Source organism: Demequina aestuarii (assembly GCF_000975095.1).
Lineage (GTDB): Bacteria > Actinomycetota > Actinomycetes > Actinomycetales > Demequinaceae > Demequina > Demequina aestuarii.
The window spans coordinates 139111-165917 of sequence record NZ_BBRD01000001.1 but is presented as its reverse complement, the minus strand read 5'-3'; the positions used below and the strand labels follow the sequence as shown (position 1 = coordinate 165917).

At 69.8% G+C, this 26807-nt stretch carries 29 protein-coding genes; 13 read left to right on the top strand and 16 right to left on the bottom strand.

Annotated elements, in window-relative coordinates; translation table 11 throughout:
- Positions 1 to 28 precede the first annotated feature (28 nt).
- The 7 genes from AOP72_RS00775 to AOP72_RS00745 all read left to right on the top strand — a co-directional run bounded on the left by AOP72_RS00775 (position 29) and on the right by AOP72_RS00745 (position 3838).
- Positions 29 to 607 carry a heme-binding beta-barrel domain-containing protein gene (locus AOP72_RS00775; RefSeq protein WP_062131044.1) on the top strand — a complete coding sequence of 193 codons (579 nt, stop codon included), beginning with the start codon at positions 29 to 31 and terminating at the stop codon, positions 605 to 607.
- Positions 608 to 649: 42 nt separating this feature from the next.
- On the top strand, positions 650 to 1786 hold the full coding sequence (gene ygfZ / locus AOP72_RS00770; RefSeq protein ID WP_062131041.1) for a CAF17-like 4Fe-4S cluster assembly/insertion protein YgfZ: 1137 nt from the start codon (positions 650 to 652) through the stop codon (positions 1784 to 1786).
- A gap of 67 nt (positions 1787 to 1853) precedes the next feature.
- The gene (locus tag AOP72_RS00765; protein WP_062131038.1) at positions 1854 to 2114 is read left to right on the top strand and encodes a type II toxin-antitoxin system Phd/YefM family antitoxin; all 261 of its coding nucleotides are present in this window, start codon (positions 1854 to 1856) and stop codon (positions 2112 to 2114) included.
- A 3-nt stretch (positions 2115 to 2117) separates the two neighbouring features.
- Positions 2118 to 2549: a type II toxin-antitoxin system VapC family toxin gene (locus AOP72_RS00760; RefSeq protein WP_062131035.1), complete on the top strand. Its 432-nt coding sequence runs from the start codon at positions 2118 to 2120 to the stop codon at positions 2547 to 2549.
- A gap of 31 nt (positions 2550 to 2580) precedes the next feature.
- Positions 2581 to 2919, top strand: a complete 339-nt coding sequence (locus AOP72_RS00755) for a DUF2516 family protein (RefSeq protein ID WP_062131033.1) — start codon at positions 2581 to 2583, stop codon at positions 2917 to 2919.
- Between the two features lie 13 nt (positions 2920 to 2932).
- Complete coding sequence (gene dtd / locus AOP72_RS00750; RefSeq protein ID WP_062131029.1) at positions 2933 to 3358, top strand: D-aminoacyl-tRNA deacylase; 426 nt, start codon at positions 2933 to 2935, stop codon at positions 3356 to 3358.
- Between the two features lie 9 nt (positions 3359 to 3367).
- Complete coding sequence (locus tag AOP72_RS00745; protein ID WP_062131026.1) at positions 3368 to 3838, top strand: GNAT family N-acetyltransferase; 471 nt, start codon at positions 3368 to 3370, stop codon at positions 3836 to 3838.
- Between the two features lie 101 nt (positions 3839 to 3939).
- Here AOP72_RS00745 and AOP72_RS00740 read toward each other — a convergent pair whose 3' ends face one another.
- The gene (locus tag AOP72_RS00740) at positions 3940 to 4173 is read right to left on the bottom strand and encodes a helix-turn-helix domain-containing protein (RefSeq protein WP_062131023.1); all 234 of its coding nucleotides are present in this window, start codon (positions 4171 to 4173) and stop codon (positions 3940 to 3942) included.
- The gene (locus AOP72_RS00735; RefSeq protein WP_062131020.1) at positions 4170 to 4805 is read right to left on the bottom strand and encodes a hypothetical protein; all 636 of its coding nucleotides are present in this window, start codon (positions 4803 to 4805) and stop codon (positions 4170 to 4172) included. Before AOP72_RS00735 ends, AOP72_RS00740 begins: the two co-directional genes overlap by 4 nt.
- A gap of 224 nt (positions 4806 to 5029) precedes the next feature.
- Here AOP72_RS00735 and AOP72_RS00730 point away from each other — a divergent pair, with 224 nt between their 5' ends.
- Positions 5030 to 7612 (top strand): ATP-dependent Clp protease ATP-binding subunit, encoded by a 2583-nt coding sequence (locus AOP72_RS00730; protein WP_062131017.1) that lies wholly within the window; start codon positions 5030 to 5032, stop codon positions 7610 to 7612.
- Positions 7613 to 7804: 192 nt separating this feature from the next.
- Positions 7805 to 8821 (top strand): aldo/keto reductase, encoded by a 1017-nt coding sequence (locus tag AOP72_RS00725; RefSeq protein WP_062131014.1) that lies wholly within the window; start codon positions 7805 to 7807, stop codon positions 8819 to 8821.
- Positions 8822 to 8884: 63 nt separating this feature from the next.
- On the opposite strand, the gene AOP72_RS00720 is transcribed toward AOP72_RS00725, so the two are convergent.
- Positions 8885 to 9772: an HhH-GPD family protein gene (locus AOP72_RS00720; protein WP_062131011.1), complete on the bottom strand. Its 888-nt coding sequence runs from the start codon at positions 9770 to 9772 to the stop codon at positions 8885 to 8887.
- Between the two features lie 57 nt (positions 9773 to 9829).
- Here AOP72_RS00720 and AOP72_RS00715 point away from each other — a divergent pair, with 57 nt between their 5' ends.
- On the top strand, positions 9830 to 10444 hold the full coding sequence (locus tag AOP72_RS00715) for a hypothetical protein (protein ID WP_062131008.1): 615 nt from the start codon (positions 9830 to 9832) through the stop codon (positions 10442 to 10444).
- Between the two features lie 10 nt (positions 10445 to 10454).
- On the opposite strand, the gene radA is transcribed toward AOP72_RS00715, so the two are convergent.
- Positions 10455 to 11837, bottom strand: coding sequence for a DNA repair protein RadA (gene radA / locus AOP72_RS00710; RefSeq protein ID WP_062131004.1), 1383 nt, complete (start codon positions 11835 to 11837; stop codon positions 10455 to 10457).
- Between the two features lie 84 nt (positions 11838 to 11921).
- Between radA and AOP72_RS00705 the strand changes: the two genes are divergently transcribed.
- Together AOP72_RS00705 and proC are read left to right on the top strand one after the other, a co-directional pair.
- Positions 11922 to 13040: a hypothetical protein gene (locus AOP72_RS00705; RefSeq protein WP_062131001.1), complete on the top strand. Its 1119-nt coding sequence runs from the start codon at positions 11922 to 11924 to the stop codon at positions 13038 to 13040.
- 75 nt (positions 13041 to 13115) lie between these two features.
- Entirely contained in the window at positions 13116 to 13961 is an 846-nt protein-coding gene (gene proC / locus AOP72_RS00700; protein ID WP_062130998.1) for a pyrroline-5-carboxylate reductase, read from the top strand.
- Here the strand turns inward: proC and AOP72_RS00695 are convergent.
- From AOP72_RS00695 to AOP72_RS00655, 9 genes are all read right to left on the bottom strand, one after another.
- Positions 13958 to 15262 carry a nucleotide sugar dehydrogenase gene (locus AOP72_RS00695; protein WP_062130995.1) on the bottom strand — a complete coding sequence of 435 codons (1305 nt, stop codon included), beginning with the start codon at positions 15260 to 15262 and terminating at the stop codon, positions 13958 to 13960. The genes proC and AOP72_RS00695 overlap by 4 nt on opposite strands.
- A gap of 75 nt (positions 15263 to 15337) precedes the next feature.
- Complete coding sequence (locus tag AOP72_RS00690; RefSeq protein WP_062130992.1) at positions 15338 to 16324, bottom strand: Gfo/Idh/MocA family protein; 987 nt, start codon at positions 16322 to 16324, stop codon at positions 15338 to 15340.
- A complete protein-coding gene (locus AOP72_RS00685; RefSeq protein ID WP_062130990.1) occupies positions 16324 to 17415 on the bottom strand; it encodes a DegT/DnrJ/EryC1/StrS family aminotransferase in 1092 nt (363 codons plus the stop codon). The genes AOP72_RS00690 and AOP72_RS00685 overlap by 1 nt, the downstream gene beginning before the upstream one ends.
- Positions 17416 to 17451: 36 nt before the next feature.
- On the bottom strand, positions 17452 to 18054 hold the full coding sequence (locus AOP72_RS00680; RefSeq protein WP_062130987.1) for an acyltransferase: 603 nt from the start codon (positions 18052 to 18054) through the stop codon (positions 17452 to 17454).
- Between the two features lie 228 nt (positions 18055 to 18282).
- Positions 18283 to 18768 (bottom strand): methylated-DNA--[protein]-cysteine S-methyltransferase, encoded by a 486-nt coding sequence (locus tag AOP72_RS00675; RefSeq protein WP_062130984.1) that lies wholly within the window; start codon positions 18766 to 18768, stop codon positions 18283 to 18285.
- Positions 18768 to 20270: a DNA-3-methyladenine glycosylase 2 family protein gene (locus AOP72_RS00670; protein ID WP_062130981.1), complete on the bottom strand. Its 1503-nt coding sequence runs from the start codon at positions 20268 to 20270 to the stop codon at positions 18768 to 18770. The genes AOP72_RS00675 and AOP72_RS00670 overlap by 1 nt, the downstream gene beginning before the upstream one ends.
- Positions 20271 to 20498: 228 nt before the next feature.
- Complete coding sequence (locus AOP72_RS13925; protein ID WP_062130978.1) at positions 20499 to 20783, bottom strand: hypothetical protein; 285 nt, start codon at positions 20781 to 20783, stop codon at positions 20499 to 20501.
- Between the two features lie 7 nt (positions 20784 to 20790).
- Positions 20791 to 21366, bottom strand: coding sequence for a dienelactone hydrolase family protein (locus AOP72_RS00660; RefSeq protein ID WP_062130974.1), 576 nt, complete (start codon positions 21364 to 21366; stop codon positions 20791 to 20793).
- A 26-nt stretch (positions 21367 to 21392) separates the two neighbouring features.
- Positions 21393 to 22019 (bottom strand): TetR/AcrR family transcriptional regulator, encoded by a 627-nt coding sequence (locus AOP72_RS00655; RefSeq protein ID WP_062130971.1) that lies wholly within the window; start codon positions 22017 to 22019, stop codon positions 21393 to 21395.
- A gap of 76 nt (positions 22020 to 22095) precedes the next feature.
- Between AOP72_RS00655 and AOP72_RS00650 the strand changes: the two genes are divergently transcribed.
- Positions 22096 to 23541, top strand: coding sequence for a DHA2 family efflux MFS transporter permease subunit (locus AOP72_RS00650; protein WP_062130968.1), 1446 nt, complete (start codon positions 22096 to 22098; stop codon positions 23539 to 23541).
- 17 nt (positions 23542 to 23558) lie between these two features.
- Here the strand turns inward: AOP72_RS00650 and AOP72_RS00645 are convergent, their stop codons facing one another.
- Genes AOP72_RS00645 through AOP72_RS00635 form a run of 3 tightly spaced genes read right to left on the bottom strand, consistent with a single transcriptional unit; the run spans position 23559 to position 26677 of the window.
- Positions 23559 to 24320: an EAL domain-containing protein gene (locus AOP72_RS00645; protein ID WP_062130966.1), complete on the bottom strand. Its 762-nt coding sequence runs from the start codon at positions 24318 to 24320 to the stop codon at positions 23559 to 23561.
- Positions 24321 to 24341: 21 nt separating this feature from the next.
- On the bottom strand, positions 24342 to 25493 hold the full coding sequence (locus AOP72_RS00640; protein WP_084631066.1) for an alanine/ornithine racemase family PLP-dependent enzyme: 1152 nt from the start codon (positions 25491 to 25493) through the stop codon (positions 24342 to 24344).
- Positions 25490 to 26677, bottom strand: a complete 1188-nt coding sequence (locus tag AOP72_RS00635) for an N-acetyltransferase DgcN family protein (protein ID WP_084631064.1) — start codon at positions 26675 to 26677, stop codon at positions 25490 to 25492. Before AOP72_RS00635 ends, AOP72_RS00640 begins: the two co-directional genes overlap by 4 nt.
- Between the last annotated feature and the right edge of the window lie 130 nt (positions 26678 to 26807).

Below are 26807 nucleotides of genomic sequence, written 5' to 3'. Positions count from 1 at the left end.
CGTGGCGACTGCTGCGGAGCCCGCGCCGGTGACGTTCGTCATCCCGGACGACCTCGCCCCCGAGGCCTACCCGCTCGCGTGGCTCGTGGGCCGCTGGTCAGGCCACGGCGAAGTGGACTACCCCGGCATCCCCCGTGCGGAGATCGTGCAGGACGTGGTCTTCGATCACGACGGTGGGCCCTACCTGACGTACTCCTCGACGGTGCGGCTGCGCGGCATCGATGACCAGCATGGTCAGGTGTGGTCCGTCGAATCCGGCTTCTGGCGCGTCGCCCCCCAGCCGCCCGAGGGCGTGGTCCTCGAGGACTTCCAGCACCCGCTCGAGGTGGTGCTGTCAGACGCCTCGGGTCTGCTGACCTGCTACATGGGCGCCGTGGGCAACGGGCGCATCGACCTGGCCTCCCGGTTCGCCGCCGCCACCGAGTCCGGCCCGGAGGTGCGCGGCGCGACCCGCATGTACGGCAACGTCGCGGGCGAGCTGATGTGGGCGTGGGACCTTGCGGCGTTCGGCCAAGAGCTCCAGTCGTACATGTCTGCACGCCTCACCCGCGTCGAGGACGCGGCTGCGGCGGACGAGCCCGACGCGCCCGACACCACCGGCTCCTGAGCGTCTGCGGAATCCCTGATGGACGCCACACGTTCACCCGGCATGACTGCCTCACCTCTGCTCTCCCGCCACGGCGCCGTGGACGATTCCGGACCTGACGCAGGGGTCGCGTGGCACTACGGCGATCCTGTCGCCGAGCAGCGGGCGCTGGCCGCTGGCCGCGCCGTCGCCGATCAGTCGCATGTAGGCGTGGTCACTGTGACGGGCCCCGACCGCCTGACGTGGCTCGACTCGCTCTCCTCCCAGGCTCTGGGAGCCCTCGAGCCCGGCGTCTCGACGGAGCTGATGATCCTGTCCCCCCAGGGCCGCATCGAGCATGTGGCCGGCCTCGTCGACGACGGCGAGACCGCGTGGCTCCTCACGGAGACCGCGCCCGTGCTCGCGACCTACCTCGACCGCATGCGCTTCATGCTCCGCGTCGAGGTGGCCGATGCGACCGCTGAGTGGGCGGCGATCGGCGAGGCCGTGCGAGCACCGGCGGCGGAGGGCGAGCCCGTGACCTGGGTCGACCCGTGGCCGCACGTGTCTCCTGGCGGCACCACCTACGCGGCCGATCCGTCCGCTCCCCACCCCGGCGCGGACCGTGCATGGCGACTGGTCCTCGTGCCGCGCGCCACGCTCGAGTCCGAGATCGACGCACGGCTCGACGCGGGCTGGAGCCTCGTGGGCACCTGGGCGACAGAGGCGACCCGGATCGCCGCGCATCGGCCGCGTGCCGCCCGCGAGGTGGACGAGACCACCCTGCCGCACGAGCTCGACTGGCTGCGCACCGCGGTCCACCTCCACAAGGGCTGCTACCGCGGCCAGGAGACGGTCGCCAAGGTCCACAACGTGGGCCGTCCCCCGCGGCGCCTCACGATGCTGCACCTCGACGGCTCGGGCCACGGCCTGCCAGAACCCGGCGCTCCGGTGATGAACGGCGAGAAGACGGTGGGTCGTGTGACGTCGGTCGCGCGTCACCATGAGGACGGCCCGATCGCCCTCGCGATGCTCAAGCGTTCGGTGGATCCCTCGCTCGAGCTCATGGTGCCCTCGGACGGCGGCCCCCTGGCTGCGAGCCAGGAGCTCATCGTCAACGCCGATGGCTTCTCCGCCGATCGCCCAGACAAGCCCGGTCCCACCATGAAGGGCCTCCTCATGGGCAAGGGGTGCGCCGCCGACGGCGGCGACATGTCCTGACCCGTCCTGGGCGCACCGCAGGCGCGCCACCCTGCCGTGGGCGCCGGCCCGGGGTAGCGTGAACAGCGTGGAGATCTCGGTCACTGACCTGCGCTCGGGACTGCGCGCCGCCATCGACGCCGCCAAAGAAGGTGAGTCCGTCGTGATCACGGAGCGCGGTGTCCCCGTCGCGCGACTCACCGGCGTCGAGTCCGCTGACCTGCTGTCACGCCTCGAGGCCGAGGGACTCATCGCGCTTCCGGCAGCCTCCCGCGCCGTGCCCCGCCTGCCGCAGGCCGAGGCAGCCAAGGACGCGCTGTCGAGCCTGCTCGGCCGCATGCGGAGGTAGGGAGTGGCCCTCGTCTATCTCGACACCTCTGCTCTGGTGAAGCTGTGCGTGCTGGAGACCGGCACGCCGCTGGCGGTGGGCCTGTGGAAGCATGCCGACGCGCTGGTCACCTCCCGCATCGCCGATGCCGAGGTGCGGTCCGTGCTCGCCGCCGCCGAGCGCATCGGCCGCATCGACGCCGCCCCCGCCGCGCACGCGCGCGATCGGTGGAAGGAGTTGTGGCCCTCGCTCGCAAAAGTCGAGGTGACCGCGTCGCTGGCCACGCACGCAGGAGACCTCGCCGACCGCCGTCCGTTGCGCGCGGGCGATGCGCTTCACCTCGCGAGTGCGCTGCTGCTGGCCGACTCCAAGCCCGTGTTCGCGGCGTGGGACCGCAGGCTCGGGGCGGCGGCCCGCGCGGAGGGACTCACCGTTCTCCCGCCTACACTTGCCTGAGCCCACGACCCGCACCAGCGCCGGAGGACCGATGTTCGACTCTCTGCAGGCCATGATCGTCCTTGCCATCTCAGTCGCCGCGCTCGTCGCCGCCGTCTGGGCGCTCATCGACGCCTTCAAGTACCCCGACACCGCCTACGTGAATGCGGGCAAGAAGTCGAAGGTGCTCTGGCTGGTGATCCTGGGCGTCGCCGCGCTGGTGGCTTTCATCTCCCTGCCAAGGCCCCTGGGCGGCGGCGGCGGGATCATCGGCTTCCTCGGCATCGCTGCGGTCATCGCGGTCGTGTACTACTTCGTCGACGTGCGCCCCAAGGTGTCTGGGTTCAGCTCCGGTTCGGGCGGGCCCCGCCGCTCCGCCGGGGGCTGGTGACGGGACCCGTCCGATGCGGGCGGTCCTTCAGCGCGCCTCGCGCGCCTCGGTCACGGTCGAGGGTCAGGTCACGGCGGCCTTCGACCGCCAGGGCATCCTCGCTCTGGTCGGGGCGACCCACGACGACGGGCCCGAGCAGGTCGCGACGATCGCGCGCAAGATCGCAGAGCTGCGCATCCTCGATGACGAGCGCTCCGCCTCCGACGTCGATGCGCCCATCATCGTGGTCTCGCAGTTCACGCTCTACGCCGACGTGCGCAAGGGACGGCGGCCATCGTGGAACGGCGCCGCTCCCGGGCCGATCGCGGAGCCGCTGGTCGACGCGGTGGTCGAGGCGCTCCGCGAGCGCGGACTCAGCGTGGGCACTGGGGTGTTCGGCGCGATGATGGACGTCGAGCTCGTCAACGACGGTCCGATCACCATTCTCGTGGAGGCCTAGGATAGTCGGATGACCCTGGCGATCCGCGCCTACGAGCCCGCCGACTGGGAGGCGCTCTGCCGCATCCACGACGCCGCCCGCGTCGGCGAGCTGAAAGGCTCCGTGGGTCTCGACGCCTTCCTCAGCCTCGAGGACACCTACGAGGAGGAGGAACTGTTCGACAACCCGGTGTACGTGGCTGTCAACGACGGCGCCGTCGTCGGCTTCATCGCCGCCTCCAGCCACGAGATCACCTGGCTCTACGTCGACCCCGCCTTGCAGCGCTCCGGGATCGGCAGCGCACTCGTGGCGCACGTGCTCGCGCTTGGCGGCGACCGGATCGAACTCGAGGTGCTCGACGGGAATGTCGCCCGCGACTTCTACGAGCGCATGGGGTTCGTGCACGCTGGCACGACCACCGGCAAGCTTGCCGGCAACGCGAACTTCACCGCCACCGGTCACACGCTGGTCTGGCACCGGCCAGCGACCGTGGCACAGTAGCCGACGGAGGCACGGAGGTCCCGCGGACTCGAGGCGGCCAGGGCCCGCATCGGCCCTCTCCGAGCACCGCGGCCGGCTGCATGAGCGAGGGGAGCTCGTCGTCACCTCTGGCGCACCAGGAGATCGCCGACCTCGCACTCGAGCGCGTCGCAGATGGCCGCGAGCGTCGAGTACCGGATCGCCCGAGCGCGGTCGTTCTTCAGCACGGAGAGGTTGACGACGGACACGCCCACGCGCGCGCTGAGGTCGGTCAGGGTCATGCCCCGATCCTCGAGCAGTTCGTCGAGGCGACAGTGGATGCCCGTGCCCTCGGCCTCCGGCTCGGCGGGACTCATACGAGTCCCTCCGTCTCCCGCTGGAGTCGCTCTCCGACCTGCAGGGCCGCACCGATCCCGGCGATCACGAGGATGGCGAGCGCCGGCGCGAGGTCCACCTCGAACGTCACCGACTCATAGGTGTAGTCACTGATCGCCGACATCGCGCCGTTGGTGGACATGTTGGAGAGGATCTGGGAACCGACCCACCCGACCGTCACCACTGTCGCGCCAGCGATCGCGAGCCTCGACGCGCCGGACGTGAAGGCCCGCCCCCGGGCGAGACGCAAGAAGAACATCGCCGCGATCACGAGCCCCACGGAGATCACTGCGGCGAGCCAGAGCGGCTCCGCCCAGAGCGCGAAGAGCGTCGCGGGCGCGGGGTCGGCGACCACGACGGTCGCGACGTCGATGCTCCCGTCGATGGGTGCCCCGTCGGGGCCGAGCGGCAGCGCTGCGGTCTCTCCGCTGAGCGGCACTGTCACCGGAATGTCGTGGCCCGAGGCGACCTCGCGCACGCGATCGACCGCAGCGGCGATCGCGATGCCGGCACCGACCATCACCATGACGACAGACAGATACATGCCGATGCGGTCCGACCGATCGAGCTGAGTGCGTTCGTCCATGTTCTTCTCCATGATGGTGTTCTCCATATCGATCTTCGTTGTTATCGACAAACGATACGCAACGATAGTCGATATGGCAAGCGGGTCCCTCGGTGCCGCTCGCGCATCGGCCGTCTGTCACGGGCAGGTCACAGCCGTCACGCCGGTGGCGAACATGGGCATGAGGACGCTCATGGCCTCGTTAGCCTGGACGCAACGCCACAGGAGACTGCGGCGAACCCGGCCCTGCCGGACGATACGAGGAGGATGACATGTTCGAACGGTTCACCGATCGAGCCCGACGCGTGGTGGTGCTCGCCCAAGAAGAGGCGCGCATGCTCAACCACAACTACATCGGGACGGAGCACATCCTGCTCGGCCTCGTCCGCGAGGGCGAGGGCGTCGCCGCCAAGGCCCTCGAGGCCATGGACATCTCCCTGAACGGCGTGCGCGAGCAGGTCCAGGAGATCATCGGCGAGGGCTCGCACGCCCCCTCCGGCCACATCCCCTTCACGCCGCGCGCCAAGAAGGTGCTCGAGCTGTCGCTCCGCGAGGCGCTTCAGCTGGGTCACAACTACATCGGCACCGAGCACATCCTGCTCGGCCTGATTCGCGAGGGCGAAGGCGTCGCAGCCCAGGTGCTCGGCAAGCTCGGCGCCGACCTCGGCGGCGTGCGCCAGCAGGTCATCCAGCTGCTGAGCGGCTACGAGGGCAAGGAGCCCGCGACCGCCGGTTCCGGCGGGCCTCAGGAGGGCACCCCCTCCGGCTCGACCGTGCTCGACCAGTTCGGCCGCAACTACACGCAGGCCGCGCGCGAAGGAAAGCTCGACCCCGTCGTGGGCCGCGAGCTCATCCAGGAGCGGGTGATGCAGGTGCTCTCGCGCCGCACCAAGAACAACCCCGTCCTCATCGGCGAGCCCGGCGTCGGCAAGACCGCCGTCGTCGAGGGCCTCGCTCAGGCGATCGTGCGCGGCGACGTGCCCGAGACGCTCAAGGACAAGCACCTCTACACGCTCGACCTCGGCTCGCTCGTGGCCGGCTCGCGCTACCGCGGTGACTTCGAGGAGCGCCTCAAGAAGGTGCTCAAGGAGATCCGCACCCGCGGCGACATCATCCTGTTCATCGACGAGATCCACACGCTCGTCGGCGCAGGCGCCGCCGAGGGCGCGATCGACGCGGCGAGCATCCTCAAGCCGATGCTCGCACGCGGCGAGCTGCAGACCATCGGCGCGACCACCCTCGACGAGTACCGCAAGCACGTCGAGAAGGACCCCGCTCTCGAGCGCCGCTTCCAGCCCATCCAGGTGCCGGAGCCGGAGCTGTCGCACGCCATCGAGATCCTCAAGGGACTGCGCGACCGCTACGAGGCTTTCCACCGCGTCACCATCACCGACGAGGCCATCGTGGCCGCGGCGACGATGGCGGACCGGTACATCTCCGACCGATTCCTGCCCGACAAGGCGATCGACCTGATCGACGAGGCGGGAGCGCGCCTGCGCATCCGTCGCATGACGAGCCCGCCCGAACTGCGCGAGCTGGACGACAAGATCGCGAATGTGCGTCGCGACAAGGAGTCGGCCATCGACGAGCAGGACTTCGAGAAGGCCGCGAATCTGCGCGACGTCGAGCGCCGCATGTCCGAGGAGCGGGCCGAGAAGGAGGAGGCCTGGAAGTCGGGCGACCTCGATGTCGCCGCCGTCGTGGACGAGGACCTGATCGCCGAAGTGCTCGCGATGTCGACCGGCGTGCCGGTCACCCGCGTCTCCTCGGACGAGTCCTCGCGACTCCTCCACATGGAGTCGGAGCTGCACAAGCGCATCATCGGTCAGGAGCAGGCGATCAAGGTGCTGTCGCAGTCGATCCGTCGCACCCGCGCCGGCCTCAAGGACCCCAAGCGTCCCGGTGGCTCGTTCATCTTCGCCGGCCCCACGGGAGTCGGCAAGACCGAGCTCGCCAAGGCGCTCTCCGAGTTCCTGTTCGGCGACGAAGAGGCGCTGATCTCTCTCGACATGTCCGAGTACGGCGAGAAGCACACGGTGGCTCGCCTGTTCGGTGCCCCTCCCGGCTACGTCGGCTTCGAAGAGGGTGGCCAGCTCACCGAGAAGGTGCGCCGCAAGCCGTTCTCCGTGGTGCTGTTCGACGAGGTCGAGAAGGCCCACCCGGACATCTTCAACTCACTTCTTCAGATCCTTGAGGACGGCAAGCTGACGGATGCCCAGGGCCGTGAGGTCAACTTCAAGAACACCATCATCATCATGACCACGAACCTCGGTGCCGACACGATCTCGCGCCGTCAGGCCACCGGGTTCTCGGTGCAGGCGGAGTCCGGCCACACCTATGACGAGATGGTGAAGCTCGTCAACGGCAAGCTCAAGGAGCACTTCAAGCCCGAGTTCCTCAACCGCGTCGACAACGTGGTGGTCTTCCCGCAGCTCACGCAGGACGAGATCGTGGAGATCGTGGACCTCATGGTCGCCCGTCTCGACGAGCGCATGAAGGACAAGGACATGGGCATCGAGCTCACGACCGCAGCCAAGCGACTGCTGGCCGAGAAGGGATACGACCCCGTGCTGGGTGCGCGACCACTGCGCCGCGCCCTGCAGCGCGAGATCGAGGACCCGTTGAGCGAGAAGATCCTGTTCGGTGAGGTCACGTCCGGTCAGATCATTCGCGTCGACGCCGAGGGCGAAGGCATCCTCGGGGAGTTCACGTTCGAGGGCATCGACCGCGACGCCATCGTCGGAGAGCCCATCGCGGCCGACCCCGAGGTCAAGGTCGGCGGCGGCTCGGATGAGGGCACCGACGTGAACAAGGGTGACGACGAGCCCCCCACCCAGCACGCCCCGGGCGAGTAGCCCGCACGCGCACGTCACGAAGGCCCGGCTCTCCTGGTGGGAGCCGGGCCTTCGTGCGTTCGGCGGGCGCCCCCGCGTGCTGGAGGGACATGGGTGCAGGTTCCAGCGGATTCTCGACGCTCATGTCCCTCCAGCGCGCAGGGGGTGCCGCGCAGACCACGCCCGCCCGCGCATCGGGCCTAGGCTGGCCCCATGACCCATGACCCGTACCTCGCCGACGCCACCCGCTACGACTCTATGCAGTACCGCCGCGCCGGGAAGTCTGGACTACGACTGCCCGGCGTGAGCCTGGGACTGTGGCACAACTTCGGGGGCGCCAACAACGTGGACACCATGCGCGAGACGATGCGCACGGCCTTCGACCTGGGCGTCACGCACTATGACCTCGCCAACAACTACGGTCCGCCGCCCGGAAGCGCCGAGGAGAACTTCGGGCGCATCTTCGCGCAGGACCTGGCGCCCTACCGCGACGAGATCCTGGTGTCCACCAAGGCGGGCTACGACATGTGGCCGGGGCCGTACGGCGACTTCGGCTCGCGCAAGTACCTGCTGGCCTCGCTCGACCAGTCGCTGAAGCGCATGGGCCTCGACTATGTGGACGTGTTCTACCACCACCGCCCGGACCCGGACACTCCCCTCGAGGAGTCGATGATGGCGCTGGACCACGCGGTGCGCTCCGGCAAGGCGCTCTACGCGGGCATCTCCAACTACGGGCCGGATGCTACGCGCGCCGCGATCGACATCCTGCGCGACCTCGGCACCCCGCTGCTGATCCACCAGTTCTCGTACTCGATGTACGAGCGCGGCCCCGAGGAGGAGCTCATCGGCGCGCTCGAGTCGGAAGGCGTGGGGTCCATCGTGTTCTCGCCGCTCGCGCAGGGTCTGCTCACGGACCGCTACCTGAAGGGCGTTCCGGAGGGTTCGCGGGTCACGCACTCGCAGTTCCTCAACGAGAACCAGCTGTCGCAGACCTATCTGGACCGCACGCGGGCGCTGAACGAGATCGCCGCCGGGCGCGGGCAGTCTCTTGCGCAGCTCGCGATCCAGTGGGTGCTGCGGGGCGATCACATCACCTCCGCGCTGGTGGGCGCCTCAAGCGCTCAGCAGCTCCGGAACACGGTCGCCTCACTCGACTTCCCGTCGCTCACGGACGACGAGATCGCGGCGATCGAGCCGCACGCCGTGCACGGCACGCACCGCGGCGCATAGCCAGGCGAGTCCTGGCCTTCCTCCCTTGAAGGGGGCGGGCAAGGGGCAGATGCGCTGGCCGGTTCACAGCGCGTAGGCGCCTCGGTCCTCCGAGACCAGGGTCACCAGGCCGTCGACGACGAGCGACTCGAGGCAGCGATCGAGCTGGCCAGGTGCCACGTCCTCGAGCGACGCGTGGCCGGTCACCGTGACCGGGCCCTGCGCGGCGCGCAGGAGAGCCAGCACGCGACCGCGCACCTGGCGGTCGGTGCCATGCCACGCCTGGGTGCGGCGCGGCGCCTGGTCGAGGCCCGGCGCTCCGGCCGCCACCCACGCGCACGATGGCGCGAGCACGCACGCCTCGCAACGCGGGGCGCGAGCCGTGCAGACCAGTGCGCCAAGCTCCATGGCCCCCGCGTTCCACAGCGCCGATGCGCGAGCGCCCTCCGGCACCAGGCTCGCGGCATGGTCACGCTCGGGGCGAGTGAGGTGCGCGGCCGGCAGCGGCCGAGCATGCCACGCTCGACCGATCACCCGGCGCACGTTGGTGTCCAACACGACGTCGTGCTCCCCGAATGCGAACGCCCTGACGGCTGCGGCGGTGTACTCGCCGATGCCGGGGAGGGCACGCAGCTCGGCGGTGGTGCGAGGCACCTCGCCAGCGTGGTCAGCGACCAGGGCGATCGCACAGTCCCGCAGCCTCATCGCGCGGCGCGGATACCCGAGCCGGCCCCACGCTCGGACCGCCTCCGCTTGGGGCGTCGCCGCGAGGTCCGCCGGGGTGGGCCAGCGCTCCATCCACTCGCGCCACACCGGATCCACACGCACGACGGGCGTCTGTTGGAGCATCACCTCGGACACGAGCACTCCCCACGGAGAGCACTCGGGGGATCGCCACGGCAGGTCGCGCGCCTCCTGCCCGAACCACTCGACGACGGCACCCACCATCGCGGTGTCGGACAGATGCGGCATGGCTCCATTGTTCCAGCGCCCGGCGGGGCTACCGTCGTTCAGAGGAAGGAGCCTCACATGGACGGAATGCGCAGACCCGTCGGAGACCAGCCACCTGCCGTCTACTGGCGTCGAAGGCTCGTGGTCGTCGCCGCTGCGGCCGCGCTGGTGCTCTTGCTATGGTTCCTGATCTCCGCGACCTTGGCCGGCAGTGGTGACGGCGAGGAGCCGGACACGGGGTCCAGCACCCCGACCTCCCCGGAGGCCCAGGCCGTCGACCCCGACGACCCGAGCCGCGAGTGCACGTCGGATGACCTGACGCTCACCCTGGCCGCGTCTCCGCCGGAGGTGACCGTGGGGTCCATGCCCGCGTTCGACGTGGGTGTCGAGCACACAGGCGCGACCGCCTGCATGCTGTCGACGGCCACCGCAGGCACGGATGTGACCATCCGCTCGGGAGAGCAGATCTACTACTCGACCACCTGGTGCTCCGACGACCCCGCTTTCCCCAGCTCGGAATGGATACTCCAGCCCGGCGACAAGGAGGCGCTGCAGGCCACGTGGACCGGACAACGCGTCGACGACGGCTGCGAGGTCATCCAGGACCAGGCGGAAGCCGGCTACTACTGGGCCGCCGTCGCGATCGGCGGCGTGCCCGCGCCTGAGGTCCAGTTCCGCCTGATCGAGAGCTGACTCGCCGCCGTCAGCCAGCCGTGAGGCGCGGCAGCGCCACGCCGACCGCGTCTCGGAGGCTCCCCACCGCGTGCGCCGTCACCCCGGCGGGCGCCTCGACGGCCGATGCGCTGGCCGGCACGATCACTTCGGTGAACCCGAGCCGCGCGGCCTCCGCCACGCGCTGTCCGATGCCGTGGACCGGCCTCACCGCACCCGACAACGCCACCTCACCGATGGCCACCAGTCCCTCGCGGACGGGAGAGTCGCCTCGTGCCGAGGCCAGTGCGAGAGCCAGCGCGACGTCTGCGGCCGGCTCCGTCACGCGCGCGCCGCCGATGGTCGACACGTAGACATCGTCGGCCGCCACAGCGACCCCCACTCGCCGCTGCAGGACCGCAAGGATCATGGCGACGCGGGAGGAGTCGATCCCCGACGTCGCGCGCCGCGGATTGCTCAGTGCGCTGGGGGCCACGAGCGCCTGGATCTCTGCCGGCAGGGGCCGCTTGCCGTCGATGGTGATGGTGGCGCACGTGCCCGCGACATGCGCGCCCTCGCGCGACAGGAACAGCCCGGACGGATCAGAGACGCCTTCGATGCCGGTGTCGACGAGCTGGAAGCAGCCCACTTCATCGACCGAGCCGTAGCGGTTCTTGATCGCGCGCAGCAGGCGCAGCTGCGAGTGCTGCTCCCCCTCGAACTGACACACCACGTCGACGAGGTGCTCGACGAGTCGGGGACCCGCCACTGTGCCCTCGCGGGTCACGTGTCCCACCAGCACCATGGGGAACCCGCGCAGCTTGGCGGCCTGAATCAATGAGGACGCCACCTCGCGCACCTGGCCCACGCCGCCCGGCGTGCCGTCGATGGCTGACGAAGCGATGGTCTGGATCGAGTCGACCATCAGCAGCTGCGGCTGCACCTGATCGATATGCGCCAGGACGGCACCCAGATCGGTCTCTGCCGCGAGCAGCATGCCGGTGTCGAGCGCCCCGATGCGCTCAGCCCGCAGGCGCACCTGCCCCGCGGACTCCTCTCCGGTCACATACAGGACCCTGGAGCCCGACCGCGCGGCGCGCGCGGCGACGTCCAGGAGCAGCGTGGACTTGCCCACCCCTGGCTCGCCCGCGAGCAGCACGACCGCACCGGGGACCAAGCCGCCGCCGAGCACCCGGTCGAACTCGCTGACCCCGGTCGCGCGGCGCTCCGACGCCGTGGCCTCGACCTCGCCGATGGGACGAGCAGGCGTGCTCGTCGAGGTGGCTCTGGTGGACGAGCCCACGGGGGCGGCACTCGCCTCGATCACGGTTCCCCACGATTGGCACTCGCCGCACTGTCCCACCCACTTGGCAGCCGTCCACCCGCATTCGGTGCAGCGGTAGCCGGGACGGGCGGTGCGAGTGCTGGTGGCCATGCGGACACGCTATCCCGGGGCTCAGACACGCGGCGCACCGCGCCTTTCCTGGTCGTGTCGGCCTGCCCGCCGTAGGCTGACCCCATGGCGACGCAGAACTCGGGTGAGACCCGGAACCCCTGGCTTCCGGTGCACGGCGACGACGCCGGCCGAGGGTCGGTGGCACCCTCGAAGCCGTCCATGCCGTCGTCCCGTCTCACTGCGCCGCGGCCCGAGCCGATCGACATCGGCGACGCCGACGTCATCGCGCCCGTCGCCCTGCCGCCGCAGCATGAGATCCTCCCGCAGGCTCCATCGGCACCGACGGCCCCCTCGATGGGTCACGAGAGCCGCGCGGAGCCCGACCGCGACACCTTCAGCGCGCTTGGCGACTCCGCGGTGCGCAGCGCGTCGCTGTCGGCATCTGGCGCGCCCACTCCGCTAGGAGGCGTTCCCATGGTCACCCCGCTCACCCGCGACTCGAGTCCCTCGGAGGGAACTGCGCAGGACGGCGCCCCTGTCGCGCAGCGACCGCCATCGCCGGTCGTGAACGACGGCGTTCCCGCCTACACACCGCGCGTCAGCGCTGGCTCTCCTCCCGACCCAGACACGCAGCCGAGCGCCGACGGTGATGGCAGGGACGGCGACCGCCCTGCGGCTGCGGCGGCGCCGTGGTGGCGCTCCGTGCCAGCCCTCATCATCGCCGGTCTGCTCGTCATGGGCGGCGTCGGCTACGTGCTGTACCTCGCGCTGTGGCCCGAGGATCAGGTGGAGCTCACGCCTGCGGTGATCGTGGCGCCGCCAGAGGTGGCGGCGCTCGACCCCGTCGTGCTCGAGGACCCCACCGATTTCCAGTCCGCCATGCCAGGCATCGTCGGCCTCTACGCCATGACGGAGCTCGAGGCGCCGGCAGTCGTGACGCTTGACCTCGAGGCCCGCGCCGCCGAGGTCGCCGTCCTCACCTACGGCGATCAGACGACCACGCTCACGGTGCGCGCGATTCAGCACTTCGACGAGGAGGCCGCGGTCGCTCAGTTCGAGGCGCTCGCCGCGGACGGCTCCGGTCGCGAGCCCGTGAATGCCGGGGGCACCCAGGTGGGCGAACGCGCCACCGTAGCGGCGGACGCCGGACAGACGGTGGTGTGGCGCAACGGCACGGTCGTGTTCGAGCTGACCGGGCCGGCCGACGCCGTCGAGGACTTCTACGCGATCTTCCCGCTGTAGCCGCGCACAGGTGCGCGTCAGGGCTGGGAGCCAGCGGTCGCATCGGCCGTCCGAGCGATCAGCTAGCCTGACGGGATGAGCGAAGAGACGACGACGTCCACGACCGAGACGCCCCGCGTCGCCGTGATCGGCGGCGGTGTGATGGGCGGCACCATCATCACCGCGATCAGGGTGGCCGGCTGGCCCGTCGAGGGGATCACGGTCGCGGAGAAGGACCGGGACCGCGCCGGTGCCCTCGAAGAGGCACACGGCATTCGCACCTCCCAGTCCATCGCCGAGGCCGTCGACGGGGCCGAGGTCATCGTCATCGCCGTCAAGCCTCAAGACGCCGACGCTGCGCTCGCGCAGATCGCACCGGCCTACAAGCCGGGCGCCCTCGTCGTCACGGTGGCGGCCGGGCTGCCCACGTCGTTCTACGAGAGGCGACTGCCCGAGGGTGCGCCGGTGGTGCGGTGCATGCCCAACACCCCCGCCATCGTCGCGCGTGGCGCGACCGCCATCGCCGCCGGATCGCACGCCTCGACCCAACACCTGGGGATCACTGAGTCGATGCTGCGCGCCACCGGCCTGGTGGTCACCGTCGCCGAGGACGACCTCGATGCGGTGACCGCCGTCTCCGGGTCCGGGCCCGCGTATTTCTACGCCGTGGTCGAGGCGCTCACCGAGGCGGGCGTCGCCCACGGCCTCGACCGCACCCTCGCCACTCAGCTCGCCGCCCAGACGTTCGTGGGCGCCGCCCAGTTGCTGATGGAGTCGGGAGACGCCCCGCAGACGCTGCGTCGACGCGTGAGCTCCCCGGGGGGCACCACCATCGCGGCCCTCAATGCGATGGAGCACGCCGGGCTGCAGGGAGTCGTCTCAGCCGGGGCGAATGCCGCAGCCGCGCGCTCCAAGGAGCTCGCTCAGGAGCTCGGCGACTAGCGCGCCTCGCCGTCGCCGATGACGACCCTCGTCACGGACGCCCACGCCGCGGGGTCCGTCACATTGCGGCCGTCCACGAGCACGCGGATGCCGGGAAGGTCGTCCGGGACGAGAGCGGAGTACTCCGCGTGGTCTGCCTGGAGGACCGCGGCGTCCACCGCACCGCCCATCGTGTAGGGAATCCAACCGAAGCCGGCGATCTCCTCGTCGGTGTACATCGGGTCGTGCACGAGCACGCTCGCCCCTCGCGACTCGAGCGCCGCGACCGTCGCGAAGACGCCGGAGAAGGCCGTCTCCTTGACGCCGCCCCGGTACGACGCGCCGAGCACGACGACCGTCTGGTTTGCCAGTGACCCGCCCAGCGCAGCCGACGCCAGATCCACGGCATAGTGCGGCATGGCTGCGTTGGCCTCGCGCGCGGCACGCACCACGGTGGCGTCCGGGTCGTTGAACAGGTAGAGCCGTGGGTACACCGGGATGCAGTGGCCGCCGACGGCGATGCCGGGACGGTGAATGTGGCTGTACGGCTGAGAGTTCGACGCCTCGATCACCTTGTAGATGTCGATGCCGTTCTGGTCCGCGAACCGGGCGAACTGATTGGCCAGCCCGATGTTCACGTCGCGGTACGTGGTCTCGGCGAGCTTGGCAAGCTCCGAGGCCTCCGCGGTGCCGAGGTCCCACACCCCGTTGGGGCGCTGCAGGTCTGGGCGCTCGTCGAAGTCGAGAACGGCCTCGTAGAACTCCCGCGCCCGACGGGTGCCCTCATCCGACAGGGCGCCGATCAGCTTCGGATACCGGCGGAGGTCGGCGAAGACACGGCCCGTGAGGACGCGCTCGGGGGAGAAGACCGCGTGGAAGTCGGCGCCCTCCTGCAGGCCGGAGATCTCCTCGATCAGCGGAACCCAGCGAGTGCGCGTGGTGCCCACGGGCAGAGTGGTCTCGTACGAGATGAGCGTGCCCGGAGTCAGGTGCTCGGCGAGCGATCGCGTCGCGCCGTCCATCCAGCCGAAGTCGGGCTGCCAGGTCTGGTCGTTGACGAACAGCGGCACGACGATGACGACGGCGTCGGCACCAGGAACGGCCTCGGCATAGTCCGTGGTGGCGCGCAGGCGACCTGCGGGGACGAGCTCCGACAGCTTCTCCTGCAGGTGCGCTTCACCCGGGAACGGCTCGGTGCCCTCGTTCACCAGCTGCACAATGCGTTCGTTCACGTCGACGCCGACGACGTCGTGGCCCTTCGAGGCGAACTGGACGGCCAGCGGCAGGCCGATCTTCCCCAGCGCGATGACGGCGATCTTCATGAGGTGCTCCTCGCTCGGCGCGGCCCGGTCGACGCGAGCAATCGCTCGCCTGCGTACCACCGGTCGCGCGTCTGTCTACAGTCTGATGGTGGTATTGGTGCGGGCGGATTCGAGCACGGCCTCGGCCACGGTCACCGTGTTGAGACCGTGCTCCATGGTGACGATGTCCGACTCCAGCCCGAGGACGGCGTCACGGAAGGCCTCATGCTCCACCTTGAGCGGCTCGGGCTTGGCGAACGCGTAGCGCACCATGTTGCCTTCGCTCACTCCGCGGAATCCGGCGACGGTGTCCCACTCCGTGGCGACCGTACCGTTCGAGTAGAAGTAGAGGTCCGCCGTCAGCGTGTCCGCCACGAAGGCTCCGCGCTCGCCGGTGACGACTGAGACGCGCTCCTTGATGGGCGACAGCCAGTTGACCAGGTGGTTCACCACCGCGTCGTTGTGGAGCCGGCCGGTCACGGCGATCAGGTCCTCGTGCTCGCGGCCGCTCTTGTGGCCCGCCTGCGCGGACACGGATGCGTAGTTGGACTGCGTCACCCACGCCGTGAGGTCGATGTCGTGCGTCGCCAGGTCCTTGACCACGCCGACGTCCGCGATGCGTGCGGGGAACGGGCCCTGGCGTCGCGTGACGACCTGGTACATCTCTCCGAGGTCGCCCTGTTCCAGGCGCGAGCGCAGCTGCTGAAGCGCCGGGTTGTAGCGCTCGATGTGGCCGACCGCACCCACGAGGCCTGCGTCCGTGAACGCCGCGGCCACCCGAGCAGCCGCCTCCGGCGATGGCGCGAGCGGCTTCTCCACGAGCGCGTGAACGCCGGCTGCGGCCGCCTTCAGTGCGAACTCCTCGTGGAGTGCCGTCGGGACGGCGATGACCACGTAATCGAGGCCCATCCCCAGCAGCCCGTCGATGTCCTGGTGAAGCTCGAGTCCGCCCGCCACTCCGTGAGGGTCTCCCCCAGCGTCGGCGACACCGACCAGGTCCACGCCCTCGAGCGATCGCAGCACACGGGCGTGGTGACGCCCCATCATTCCGACTCCGACGAGTCCTGCTCGCAACGTCGCCATCACGCACCTGCCTTCGAGATCGTGTTCACAGCCACGGCGATGCGCTCGAGGTCGTCCTCGGACAGCGAAGGGTGAACGGGGAGAGAGAGCACCTCGGCGCACGCGCGACGGGTCTCCGGAAGGTCGAACTCCAAGTTGAAGGACGGCAGCTCGTGATTGGGGATCGGGTAGTAGACGCCCGAGCCCACGCCGTGCTCGTCGAGCAGCGCCTTCGCGAAGCCGTCGCGGTCTCCCTCGACCCTGATCGTGTACTGGTGGTAGACGTGCACCGCACCGTCGGCGACCGCAGGCGTCGATACGCCCTCGAGGTGGGCATCGAGGTAGGCCGCATTCTGCTGGCGCTGTGCGGTCCAGCCGGGAAGCTTGCCCAGTTGCACCCGGCCGATCGCGGCGTGGATGTCGGTCATGCGCGCGTTGAAGCCCACGACCTCGTTCTCGTAGCGACGCTCCATGCCCTGGTTGCGCAGCAGCCGCAAGGCTCGTGCCACCTCGGCCGAGCCGCAGGACACCATGCCGCCCTCACCCGACGTCATGTTCTTGGTGGGATAGAGGCTGAACATTGCAAAGTCGCCGAAAGAACCGACCGGAGCGCCCTGCCACTGCGCACCGTGGGCCTGGGCAGCGTCTTCGTACAGCGCGATGCCGTGCCGATCCGCGATGTCTCGCAGCGCTGTCATGTTCGCCGGGTGACCGTAGAGGTGCACCGGCATGATCGCCTTGGTGCGCGGTGTGATCGCGGCCTCCACCGATGCGGGGTCGAGGCAGAAGTACGTGGGCTCGATGTCCGCGAACACCGGGGTCGCCCCGGCGAGCGCGACGGAGTTGGCGGTGGCGGCGAAGGTGAACGAGGGGACGATGACCTCGTCTCCGGGCCTCACCCCCGCGGCGAGGAGCCCGAGGTGGAGTCCGGACGTGCCAGACGACACCGCCACGCACTCGTGACCGTCCACCAGTCTCTCGCCGAACTCGCGTTCGAACGCGGCCACTTCCGGACCTTGAGCGATCATGCCCGAGCGCATCACGCGATCGACGGCTTCGCGCTCGTCGTCACCGATGATGGGCTTGGCGGCAGGGATCGTCTGAGCTGTCATATGGTCCTCCGGCGCGTGGCGCGCCCGTGTTAGGGGTTACGAGGGGGACGATTCGTGCACCAGTGTATCGTCGCGTTCGCGGTAGAGGTCGCCGGTCTCCGGGCAACGCCACAGGTTGTCGCCCGAGGCCTCGAGGGGAACGCCCGCCTTGCCCACCCAGCGAATGCGCCGAGCGGGGACTCCTGCGACCAGGGCGTACGCGGGGACGTCCTTGGTGACGACAGCACCCGCCGCCACCGTCGCCCAGGCCCCGATCGTGACGGGAGCGACGCAGACGGCTCTCGCGCCAATGGACGCGCCGGTCTCGATCGTGACGCCCACGGGTTCCCAGTCGTGTGCCGACTTGGGGGTGAGGTCTGCATTGACGGCTCTCGGGAAGTGGTCATTCGTGAGCACGACCGCGGGACCGATGAACACGCCGTCGGCGAGCGTCGCGGGCTCATACACGAGCGCGTAGTTCTGCACCTTGCAGCCATCGCCCATCGTGACGCCCGTGCCGATGTAGGCGCCTCGACCCACCACGCAGTCGCGGCCGAGCACGGCGCCCTCCCGCACCTGCGCGAGGTGCCAGACGGATGACCCGTCGCCGATCTGCGCGCCTTCAGCCACGTCTGCGGACTCCACGATTCGCACGGACATCGGGTGTGCTCCTGTTCTCGTCCCCGTGGGACGGGTCGTCTGGTCGTGCGCACGGACGTGAGCCGGCGCGGCTGGTCGCTGTCGCGGCCCCCCGCACACTGTATTCCTCCGGATCGAGCAGGAATGGCGTTCCTCGTCAGGCGGCCGGTCTTCGTGAGGGGGCCGAGCGCCCCCCAGGATCCACATCCACTCATCGGCCGCACCTGAGGGCGGGGCAGCGTCGACCATTCAGGCGAAGGCCGCTATCGCCTCGCGCGTCAACAGCGACCGCTTGATGTCGACGCCCCACGCGAACCCCGTCAGCGCACCGCCGGCGCCTCCCACCCGATGGCACGGGACGAAGAGGGCGATGGGGTTCGCCCCGCAGGCTCCGCCGACGGCGCGGCTCGCACCGGGTGAGCCGAGCTCCGCCGCGATCGACCCGTACGTGCGCGTCTCGCCCAGCGGAATGCCGCGGAGCACGTCCCACACCCGCCGCCGGAACGCCGTACCGCGGGGGTCGAGCGAGACCCCCGCGAGCGCATCGGCTCTCCCCTCGTAGTAGCCGCGCACCGCCGGGGCCGATGCGCACTCACCGAGGACGGAGCCGGACAGTCCTGCCCGCGCGGCCACCGCATCGGCGCTGTCGCTCCACCCGGCGGCGACCACGGCACCGTCGTCCTCGACCACGGTGAAGGGGCCATCGGGAGTGTCGATCGTGGTGTGGATGAGCATCAGGACTCCTTGCGGTTCGGGGCGGAGGCGGCGGCGCTCCACAGGTGGATCATCAGGTAGCTTCGCCAAGGCCGATGGCGCTCCGCGTACTCCGCGAGGCCGCGCGGATCCGACGGGATCCCGAGGGCACGGGCGCCCGCACGCACAGCGCTGTCGCCGACGAGCAGGATGTCGGGGTGCATCAGGACGCGCAGCGCCACGTAGTGCGAGGTCCAGGGGCCGATGCCGGGGATGGCTTCGAGCTCGGACGTAGTCTCGGCAAGCGTCCGACCGGCATCCAAGACCAGGTCGCCCGTGGACACCGCCGCCATCGCGGCGGCGAGCGCGCGCGTGCGACTCGAGGGCCCGCGCACCACCTCCCCCGCCCGTGAGGCGATGGTCGCCGCTGACGGGAACGCCATCCTCACCTCGGCAGTGGCAATCGAGGCGGGCAGCGGCTTTCCGAGCGCGTCCACGAGGCGCTGCACCGCCGTCCGCGCCGACGTGACCGATACCTGCTGGCCAAGGATCGCGCGCGCGAGCATCTCCGTGGGGTCGACGGTGCCCGGGAGTCTGCGCCCAGGTGCCGCGGCGACGGCGGCGGTGAGGCGCGGGTCCGATGCGAGCGCGGCGTCGACGGCCGCTGGGTCTGCGTCCAGATCGAACAGGCGCCGCAGCATCGCGAGCAGCTCTGGCAGGTCCGCCAGATGGGCGAGGGTCGCCGTCACCCGCACATGGTCCGTGGCCGGCGTGGCGGTGAATCGCGCAAGGCCGGTGGACAGCGCCACCGCACGGGTGAACGAGTCCGCGTCCACGCGCTCGAGGCCGTCGATCGCGCGCGCTGCCAGCCACGCGATGACGTCGGACCCGCGAAAGGGGTCGCGCGCCTGGAGTCGCAGGCTGATGGTGCCGGGCGAGGGGGCATCGGCCGAGCCCTGGAACTGCTCGGACCGCAGGGCGCGCTCGCGCAGCTGCGACGGGGTCGTCGCGAACACCTCCGCAACCGTGTCGTTGAACTGCCGGATGGAGTGGAAGCCGGAGGCGAATGCCACCTCGGCCGCGGGCATCGAAGTCGAGACCAGCAGCTGGCGGGCGGTCTGCGCGCGCTGCGCCCGTGCGAGCGCCAGCGGCCCCGCCCCCAGCTGCGCGGAGAGGATGCGGCCGAGCTGGCGCTCCGAGTACCCCATCCGGGTCGCGAGGCCCGCCACGCCCTCACGATCCACCACGCCGGCGCCAATGAGGCGCATCGCGCGGGCGGCGACGTCCTCGCGCAGATTCCATGCGGGGCTTCCCGGCACGGCCTCCGGCAGGCACCGGCGACAGGCCCGGTAGCCGGCCACGTGTGCGGCGGCGGAGGTCGAGTAGAAGGTGCAGTTGGCGGGCTTGGGGGTGCGCGCGGGACACGAGGGGCGGCAGTAGATACGGGTGGACCGTACCGCCACCACGAACTGTCCATCGAAGCGGGGGTCGCGCGTGGACACCGCGGAGTAGCAGCGGTCGAAGTCCAAGGTGGGCGCGGTCACCTGTCCAGAGTGCCCTGGACGCGGGCGCGGCGCTAGCGGGTTTCGGACGTCGCCGTCGACGCCCGCGATGCTGGCTGGCGAAGCATGGTCCGGAGCCTCTCGGGCGGCGTGCGGCGCAGGTCGCTCGGGTAGATCTCATGATGACGGCCCGCAAGCGCCAGGCCCGCGCGCCGCGTCGATCATCCCCGGCGGCACCCACGCGGGGATCATCAGCAGCAGCGTCGAGCGCTACTGCGTCGTGTCGCGGGCGGTGGCGAACGACGTCGTGCCGTCGGCCCACCACAGCGCCTCCAGGGGTGGCGCCACGTAGTCCGTGTCGAGTTCTCGCTTGGAGGCGAACTTGATCGCGAAGGCGAACGGGTTGAGGGACCCGATCGCCGTGGCGAAGGCCTTGGCCTCAGGCCCGCCATCCGCGTCCACCGCCAGGCAGCGCGCAGGTGGCACGTCGACCAGATCGATTCGTCCTCGTACCGCGCTGTAGGCCGCGAGCTCCTTCTTGAGGTCGACCTTCACGGCGGGTTCAGCCGATCTCGCTCAAGAAGTCCGTGACGTGCTCGTAGAGCCGGTGGGAGGCCTCAGAGTCGTACTCGGGCCACCCCTCGAAGGCGAACAAGTGGCCGTCGCCCTCGTAGACGAACGTGTCGCACTCTCCGTCTGCGAGCGAAAGGAAGGCCGCGTTCTCGTCCGCCTCGACCCAAGGGTCCTGGGACGCATAGTGGAGTTGTGCGACGAGACCGTCCGGCCAGGCGTCGACCCCGAACCAGGCGGGAGACATCGCTCCGTGCACCACCACGAGCCCCACGGCGTCAGGCCGAGTCAGCGCCAGGATCTCCGCGACCGCTCCCCCGAGGGAGAAGCCCATGTAGACACGGGGGCCGTCGAGGTCGACCGTCTGGGACAGCACAGCATGAGTGAAGGCACTGGGCCCACCCTCTGAGTCGACGAACGCCACCCCAGTGTCGAGGTCGTGAAACGTCTCACCACCGAACATGTCGGGCGTGACCACGTGATGACCGTCTGCTCGGAGCGCATCCGCCCACTCACGCACGTGATACGTGAGCCCGAGCGCGGAATGGAGGAGGACCACCGTCGTCATGAGACGAGGCTAGCCCTCGTCCCCGCTCAGCGCGCGCTCGTGCCCAATGGCGTCTGCATCTGCGTCAGGCGAATGAGGTCAGTGACCTGCTCACCGAACGTGCAGGTCATCAGGTCCATGGCGGCGGGGTCGTCCTGCGCATCCGGCATGCGCATCGCGAGCAGCACGGTGGTGAGCATCCCCTGCGCGAAGAAGTCCGATGCCTCCTGCGCACTCATGCCGGCCTCGTCCCTGGTGACGCGGTACACGTCTAGGAAGCAGGCGCGACCCAGCGGGCCGAACGTCTCGTCATGGCCGAGAGAGAACAGGTGCAGGAGGGTGAGGAGCGTGCCTCGGTCAGACATGAGGTTCGTGTAGGCGAACCCCAGCGCCATGCGCTTGTCATGGATGGTCTCGTCCCCGGTGAAGCCGGCGGCCGTCGTCCGGAATGCTTCGAGAACCAGACGGGATGCGCGCTCTGCCGCCTCCCTGAACAGGTTCTCCTTGCCGCCGAACATGCGAACCACGTAGGCCTGCGACACGCCTGCCTCATGCGCGATCGCGTCGGTGGTGCCGCCTGCGTAGCCCCGTTCACCGAAGACCACGGACGCGGCGGCGAGGATCTGCTCGCGCCGATCCTCGGCACTCATGCGGCGGGCTTCGTCGTCAGACATGTTGACATGTTATCAATCGATAACTATCGTGCGGAACTGTAGTAATCACTCGATTACAACCGGAAGGAAGGTCCCCATGTCTCCGTCGCCCCGCCGAGCACCACTCGGCCTCGTGATCCTCGCAGCGTCCTTGCCCATGTTCATGGCGATGCTCGACAACCTCGTCGTCACGAATGCCCTCCCCGTCCTCGCTGTCGAACTCGATGCGTCACTCGAGCAACTTCAGTGGTTCATCAACGCATACTCGCTCGCGTTCGCCTCGTTCATCCTCATGGCAGTGGCCCTCGGCGATCGGCTCGGGCGGCGCCGAGTCTTCATGTGGGGCGTCACGCTCTTCACCACCGCCTCCCTCCTGTGCGCGGTCGCGACCACTCCTGAGCTCCTGATCGGCGCCCGAGTCATCCAGGGCATCGGTGCGGCGGCGCTGCTGCCACTGTCACTGGCCATCCTGTCGACCAATGTGGAGCCGCGTCAGCGCCCCCTCGCGATCGGGGTGTGGGGTGGCGTGGCGGGCCTCGGCGTCGCGCTGGGCCCCGTCATCGGCGGAGCCGTCGTCGATGGATTCAGTTGGAACGCCATCTTCTGGCTCAACGTGCCCGTGGGAATCCTCGCCCTGCCGTTGATCCGGTACGCCCTCAAGGAGACCTACGGCGACCGCGTGCGCCCGGACGTCGCGGGCCTGCTGCTCGGCATGACGGGGGTATTCGGCGTCGTGTTCGGCATCGTGCGGGGCAACGAGGCAGGGTGGGCCAGCGGCCAGGTCCTCACCGCATTGATCGGTGGCGCAGCACTCCTGATCGCCTTCGTCCTGTGGGAGCGGCACACCGCGGCGCCGCTGCTGCCACTCGCCCTGTTCCACGACCGCTCGTTCACCGCCGCCAACGCGGTCGGGCTGATCTTCAGCCTCGGGATGTTCGGCGCGGTCTTCATTCTCATCCAGTTCCTGCAGGTCGTTCAGGGCCATTCGCCGCTGCGCGCAGGAGTGTTGACGATGCCGTGGACCCTCGCGCCGCTGTTCATCGCGCCGATCACCGGAGTGCTGACGCCCCGGGTGGGCACACGGGTGTTGATCGTGTCGGGCCTCGCCGCACAGTCGGTCGGACTGGCGTGGCTCGCCACGGTCCTGAACCCGAGTGTCCCGTACGGCGAGCTCGTGCCCGCGTTCATGCTCTGCGGCATCGGCATGGCGCTGGTGTTCGCGCCGTCAGCCACGGCCGTACTTGCCAACATGCGGGACGCTGACCACGCGAAGGCCTCCGGCACCAACTCCACCCTGCGGGAGATCGGCGTCGCACTAGGAATCGCAGTGCTGGCTGCGGTCTTCACCGCCGCCGGAGGCGAGATGACTCCGACGGGGTACACGGGCGCGGCACGTGACGCCGTCTACGTCGGAGCGGGCGCTCTGGCGCTGGCCACGATCGTGGGACTGCTCCTGCCGTCGAAGGCGCAGGCGGAGGCGACATCCGCAGCGCGCGAGCTGGAGGTCGCCGAGCGAGATCTGGTCACCGTCCCCGCACGCTGACCGCGCGGTGTCGGCGATCAATCGGGCCAGTCGATGCTCGGAAGCGCCTCGAGTGCGGGCTTGGCGAAGAGATATCCCTGCATGTAGCGCACGCCCTGGGACCTGAACCAGGAGTACTCGTCGTAGGTCTCGATTCCCTCCGCGACGACGTCGACCTGGAGCTTGCGGCACATGTCGATCACGGCGCTCACGACGACCTGGCGCACGGGATCCGCGTCCACGGCGCGCAGCAGGCCCATGTCGATCTTCACGACGTCGGGCTGGAAGTCCACCAGCAGCGAGAGGCCGGCGTAGCCGGCCCCGAAGTCGTCGATTGCAGTGATGAAGCCGCGGTCGCGGTAGTCGGTGAGGATCGACGTCAGGTGGCGCTTGTCGACCATGTCCTCGGACTCCGTCACTTCGAACACGATGCGCTCGACGGGGAAATCGAACCGCTCGGCCGCCGCGAGCGTGGCGCGAATGCAGGCCGCCGGCTCGTAGACGGCATTCGGAAGGAAGTTGATGCTGAGCCGGCACTCGATCCCCAGGCGAGCCGCCAGTGCGATCGCGGTGGTGCGGCACGCCTGATCGAACCGGTAACGGTTGTCCTCGGTGACCCGATCCAGGATGTGCGCGGCGCCCGCGCCGTCCGTCCCTCGGACGAGCGCCTCGTACGCGACGACCTTTCTCTCCTGGACGTCGACGACGGGTTGGAAGGCCATGGTGAACTCGAAGGGCAACGGATCGCCGCTGCGGCACTGCTCGCACTTCAACAGGTGATCCCGGACCGGTGTATGCATGCGGCCACCGTAACCGGTCGACTACCGCCCGTTCGGAGACGGCGGCACGGGAATGGAGTCCTCCTGCAGCGGAGAGGAGGCTGACATGCCGGCCGGGCAGGTGGCCAGCACGGCGACGAACGGCGACGCCATCGCCCGCAGCAACGCGCCGTAGTCGACACCGAAGCGCATCTCTGTCCCGGCGGCGATCACCGTGGATGTCTCGAGGACCAGATGATCGCTCGTGGCGCCGAGCACGCTCGCACCCGCCGGAGCCGTGAGTCCGTCCGGATCCGAATCCTGCCGGCCGAGCGCCACGATGGTCTGGATCCGACGGGCGCGCCCGGCGCGGACCGCAGGCGCGGACTGCCCGGCATGGGCCGCGCGCGCGGCGATCGGCGCCAGCTCGCCCCAGGGTGCGGTGGGCTTCTCCCGGGATTCGATCACGGCACCCACGACGGTGAACGCATCCGTGCGGAGCCCGTCGATCGGGAGCGCCGTGAGGGGGTCGAGACCCAGCAGCATGGCTTCGCCGAGTCGCAGATCGTTCACCGCGCCGACCGGACCGCGCCCGAGCGCCCACGGCAGGTTCGCGGAGTTGCCCCCGCTGACACGCAGGTCCGGCAGACCGAGCCGGGTCGACACGAGCGACGCGAGCGCCGACAGGTCGCGCATCTGCTCGGCACCGGGAATCACACCACTGAGGCACGCGAGGTTCGCTCCCACGCCGACGAGCTTCACGCCATCGACAGCGGCGACCTGGCGCGCGGTGGTGAGGAGCTCGCCAGGCATCAGCCCCTCGCGAAGGTCACCGAGCTCGACCATCAGCACCACGCCGTGGCCGCCTCCCACGGCCCGAGCCGCCTCAGCCAACGAGCGCACCACGTCGATGTCGCTCACCAGAGACACATCGGCGGCGAGGATCGCCCGCGGGGCCTGGGCCGGCGCCGGCGAGCGCAGCAGGGTCAAGGGGGCGGTGATGCCGGACCGCCGGAGTCGTTCAAGGTTCTCGATGCGGGAGTCGGCCAGGCGCGTCACGCCGCCCCGCAGCATCGCTCGAGCGACCTGTGGCGAACCGAGGGTCGCCTTCGTCACGCCCGTCACGGTGATGCCCGTGGGTGCCAGGCGCGCCACCAACGTCCGGGCATTGTGCTCGATCGCGGCGAGGTCGACCTCGATGCGCGGCGCGGTCATGAGCCGACCGGCGTGGCCTCCGGCGCGAGAGCTGGATACGCCTGCAGCACCATGTCGACCAAGCGCTCGGCACCATCCCACAGTGGGTCTGCGGCGGGGATGCCGAGTTCGAACTCGTAGAGCGCAGCGGAGGCGGCGACCTCGGTGTGGCCCATGCCTTCGTGGTTGATCGCGAGCCCGATGACGCGGGTGCGGCCAAACAGCTCGATGAGCGCCAGTTCGTCCGCGGCCTGGGGCATCGCGACATCCGGGTAGTCGCTGAGCACGGTGCGACCGGGGGCATGCTGCAGGATCACGGCCTGGGGGCGGCTGGCCCGGAGCACCACGGTCGAGCTGAGATATGCGGGGTGGCTGAGCGCTCCTTGGCCTTCGACGACGATGACCTGCGGGCGCTCGGCCTCCCAGGCCGCCACGACCGCGCCCTCGAGCTCGCCGACGCCGAACTGCGCCGGAATGGCGTCGAGTGCGACACCGTACTTCGCGCCCTGCATGAGGCCCGTCTGCCCGGTGCCGACCATGACGGCGTGCACGCCGGCGTCCTTGAGTGCTGCGGTCAGCAGGGTCGCGGTGGTGCGCTTGCCGATTGCCCCATCGGTGCCGAGAATCGCGATCCGCAAGCAGTCCACGCCATCGATCGCACCATCGAACATGCGCAGGTCGCGCGTGGGGCGCGGGCGGCGGATGTCATGGAGCGCGACACCGGCCTTCTGCGCATGGGCGGAGATCTCGGCGTCGTCCTCAAGGAACTCGTGCAGGCCGGACACGATGTCGAGCCCGGCGCCGATGGCCTCGATCACCGCCGCGCGGTCCGCGAGGCTCATGAGCCCCGACAGCGGCGCCAGGCCGAAGATGAAGACGTCGGGCGTGGGAGTCGGGACCGGTGCGGCAAGCGACTCGAGCGAGTCGCGTGGAGCAGGGGCCGCGACCGCAAGCGCCGCGGAGAGCGAGTCCACGACGGGAATGCCTGCGGCGACGTCCCCGAGTGCGAGCCCGGCATCGGCGCCGTCGATCGTGCTGTCGATCACGGCGACGATGCGGTATCGCTCGCTCGAGCGAACCAGCCCGTTGGCCGTCTTCCCATCGATCCTGGCGAAGTTGCCTTCGCAGTACACGACGGCCGTGGGACGTGAGTCTGCGCTCGTGGGCGCGGGCAGGGCGGAGACGGGTGGCGGAACGGGGCGCATGACAAGACCTCGAGTCGATGCTCGGAAGGAGGCGCCAGGGACGTTGCGGCCAGGAGGCCGGTGTCAACGAGAGGTCCCCACCAAGAAGGGGGTGAACGCTCAGTCTACGCCGGTTCCCACCACCTCACTT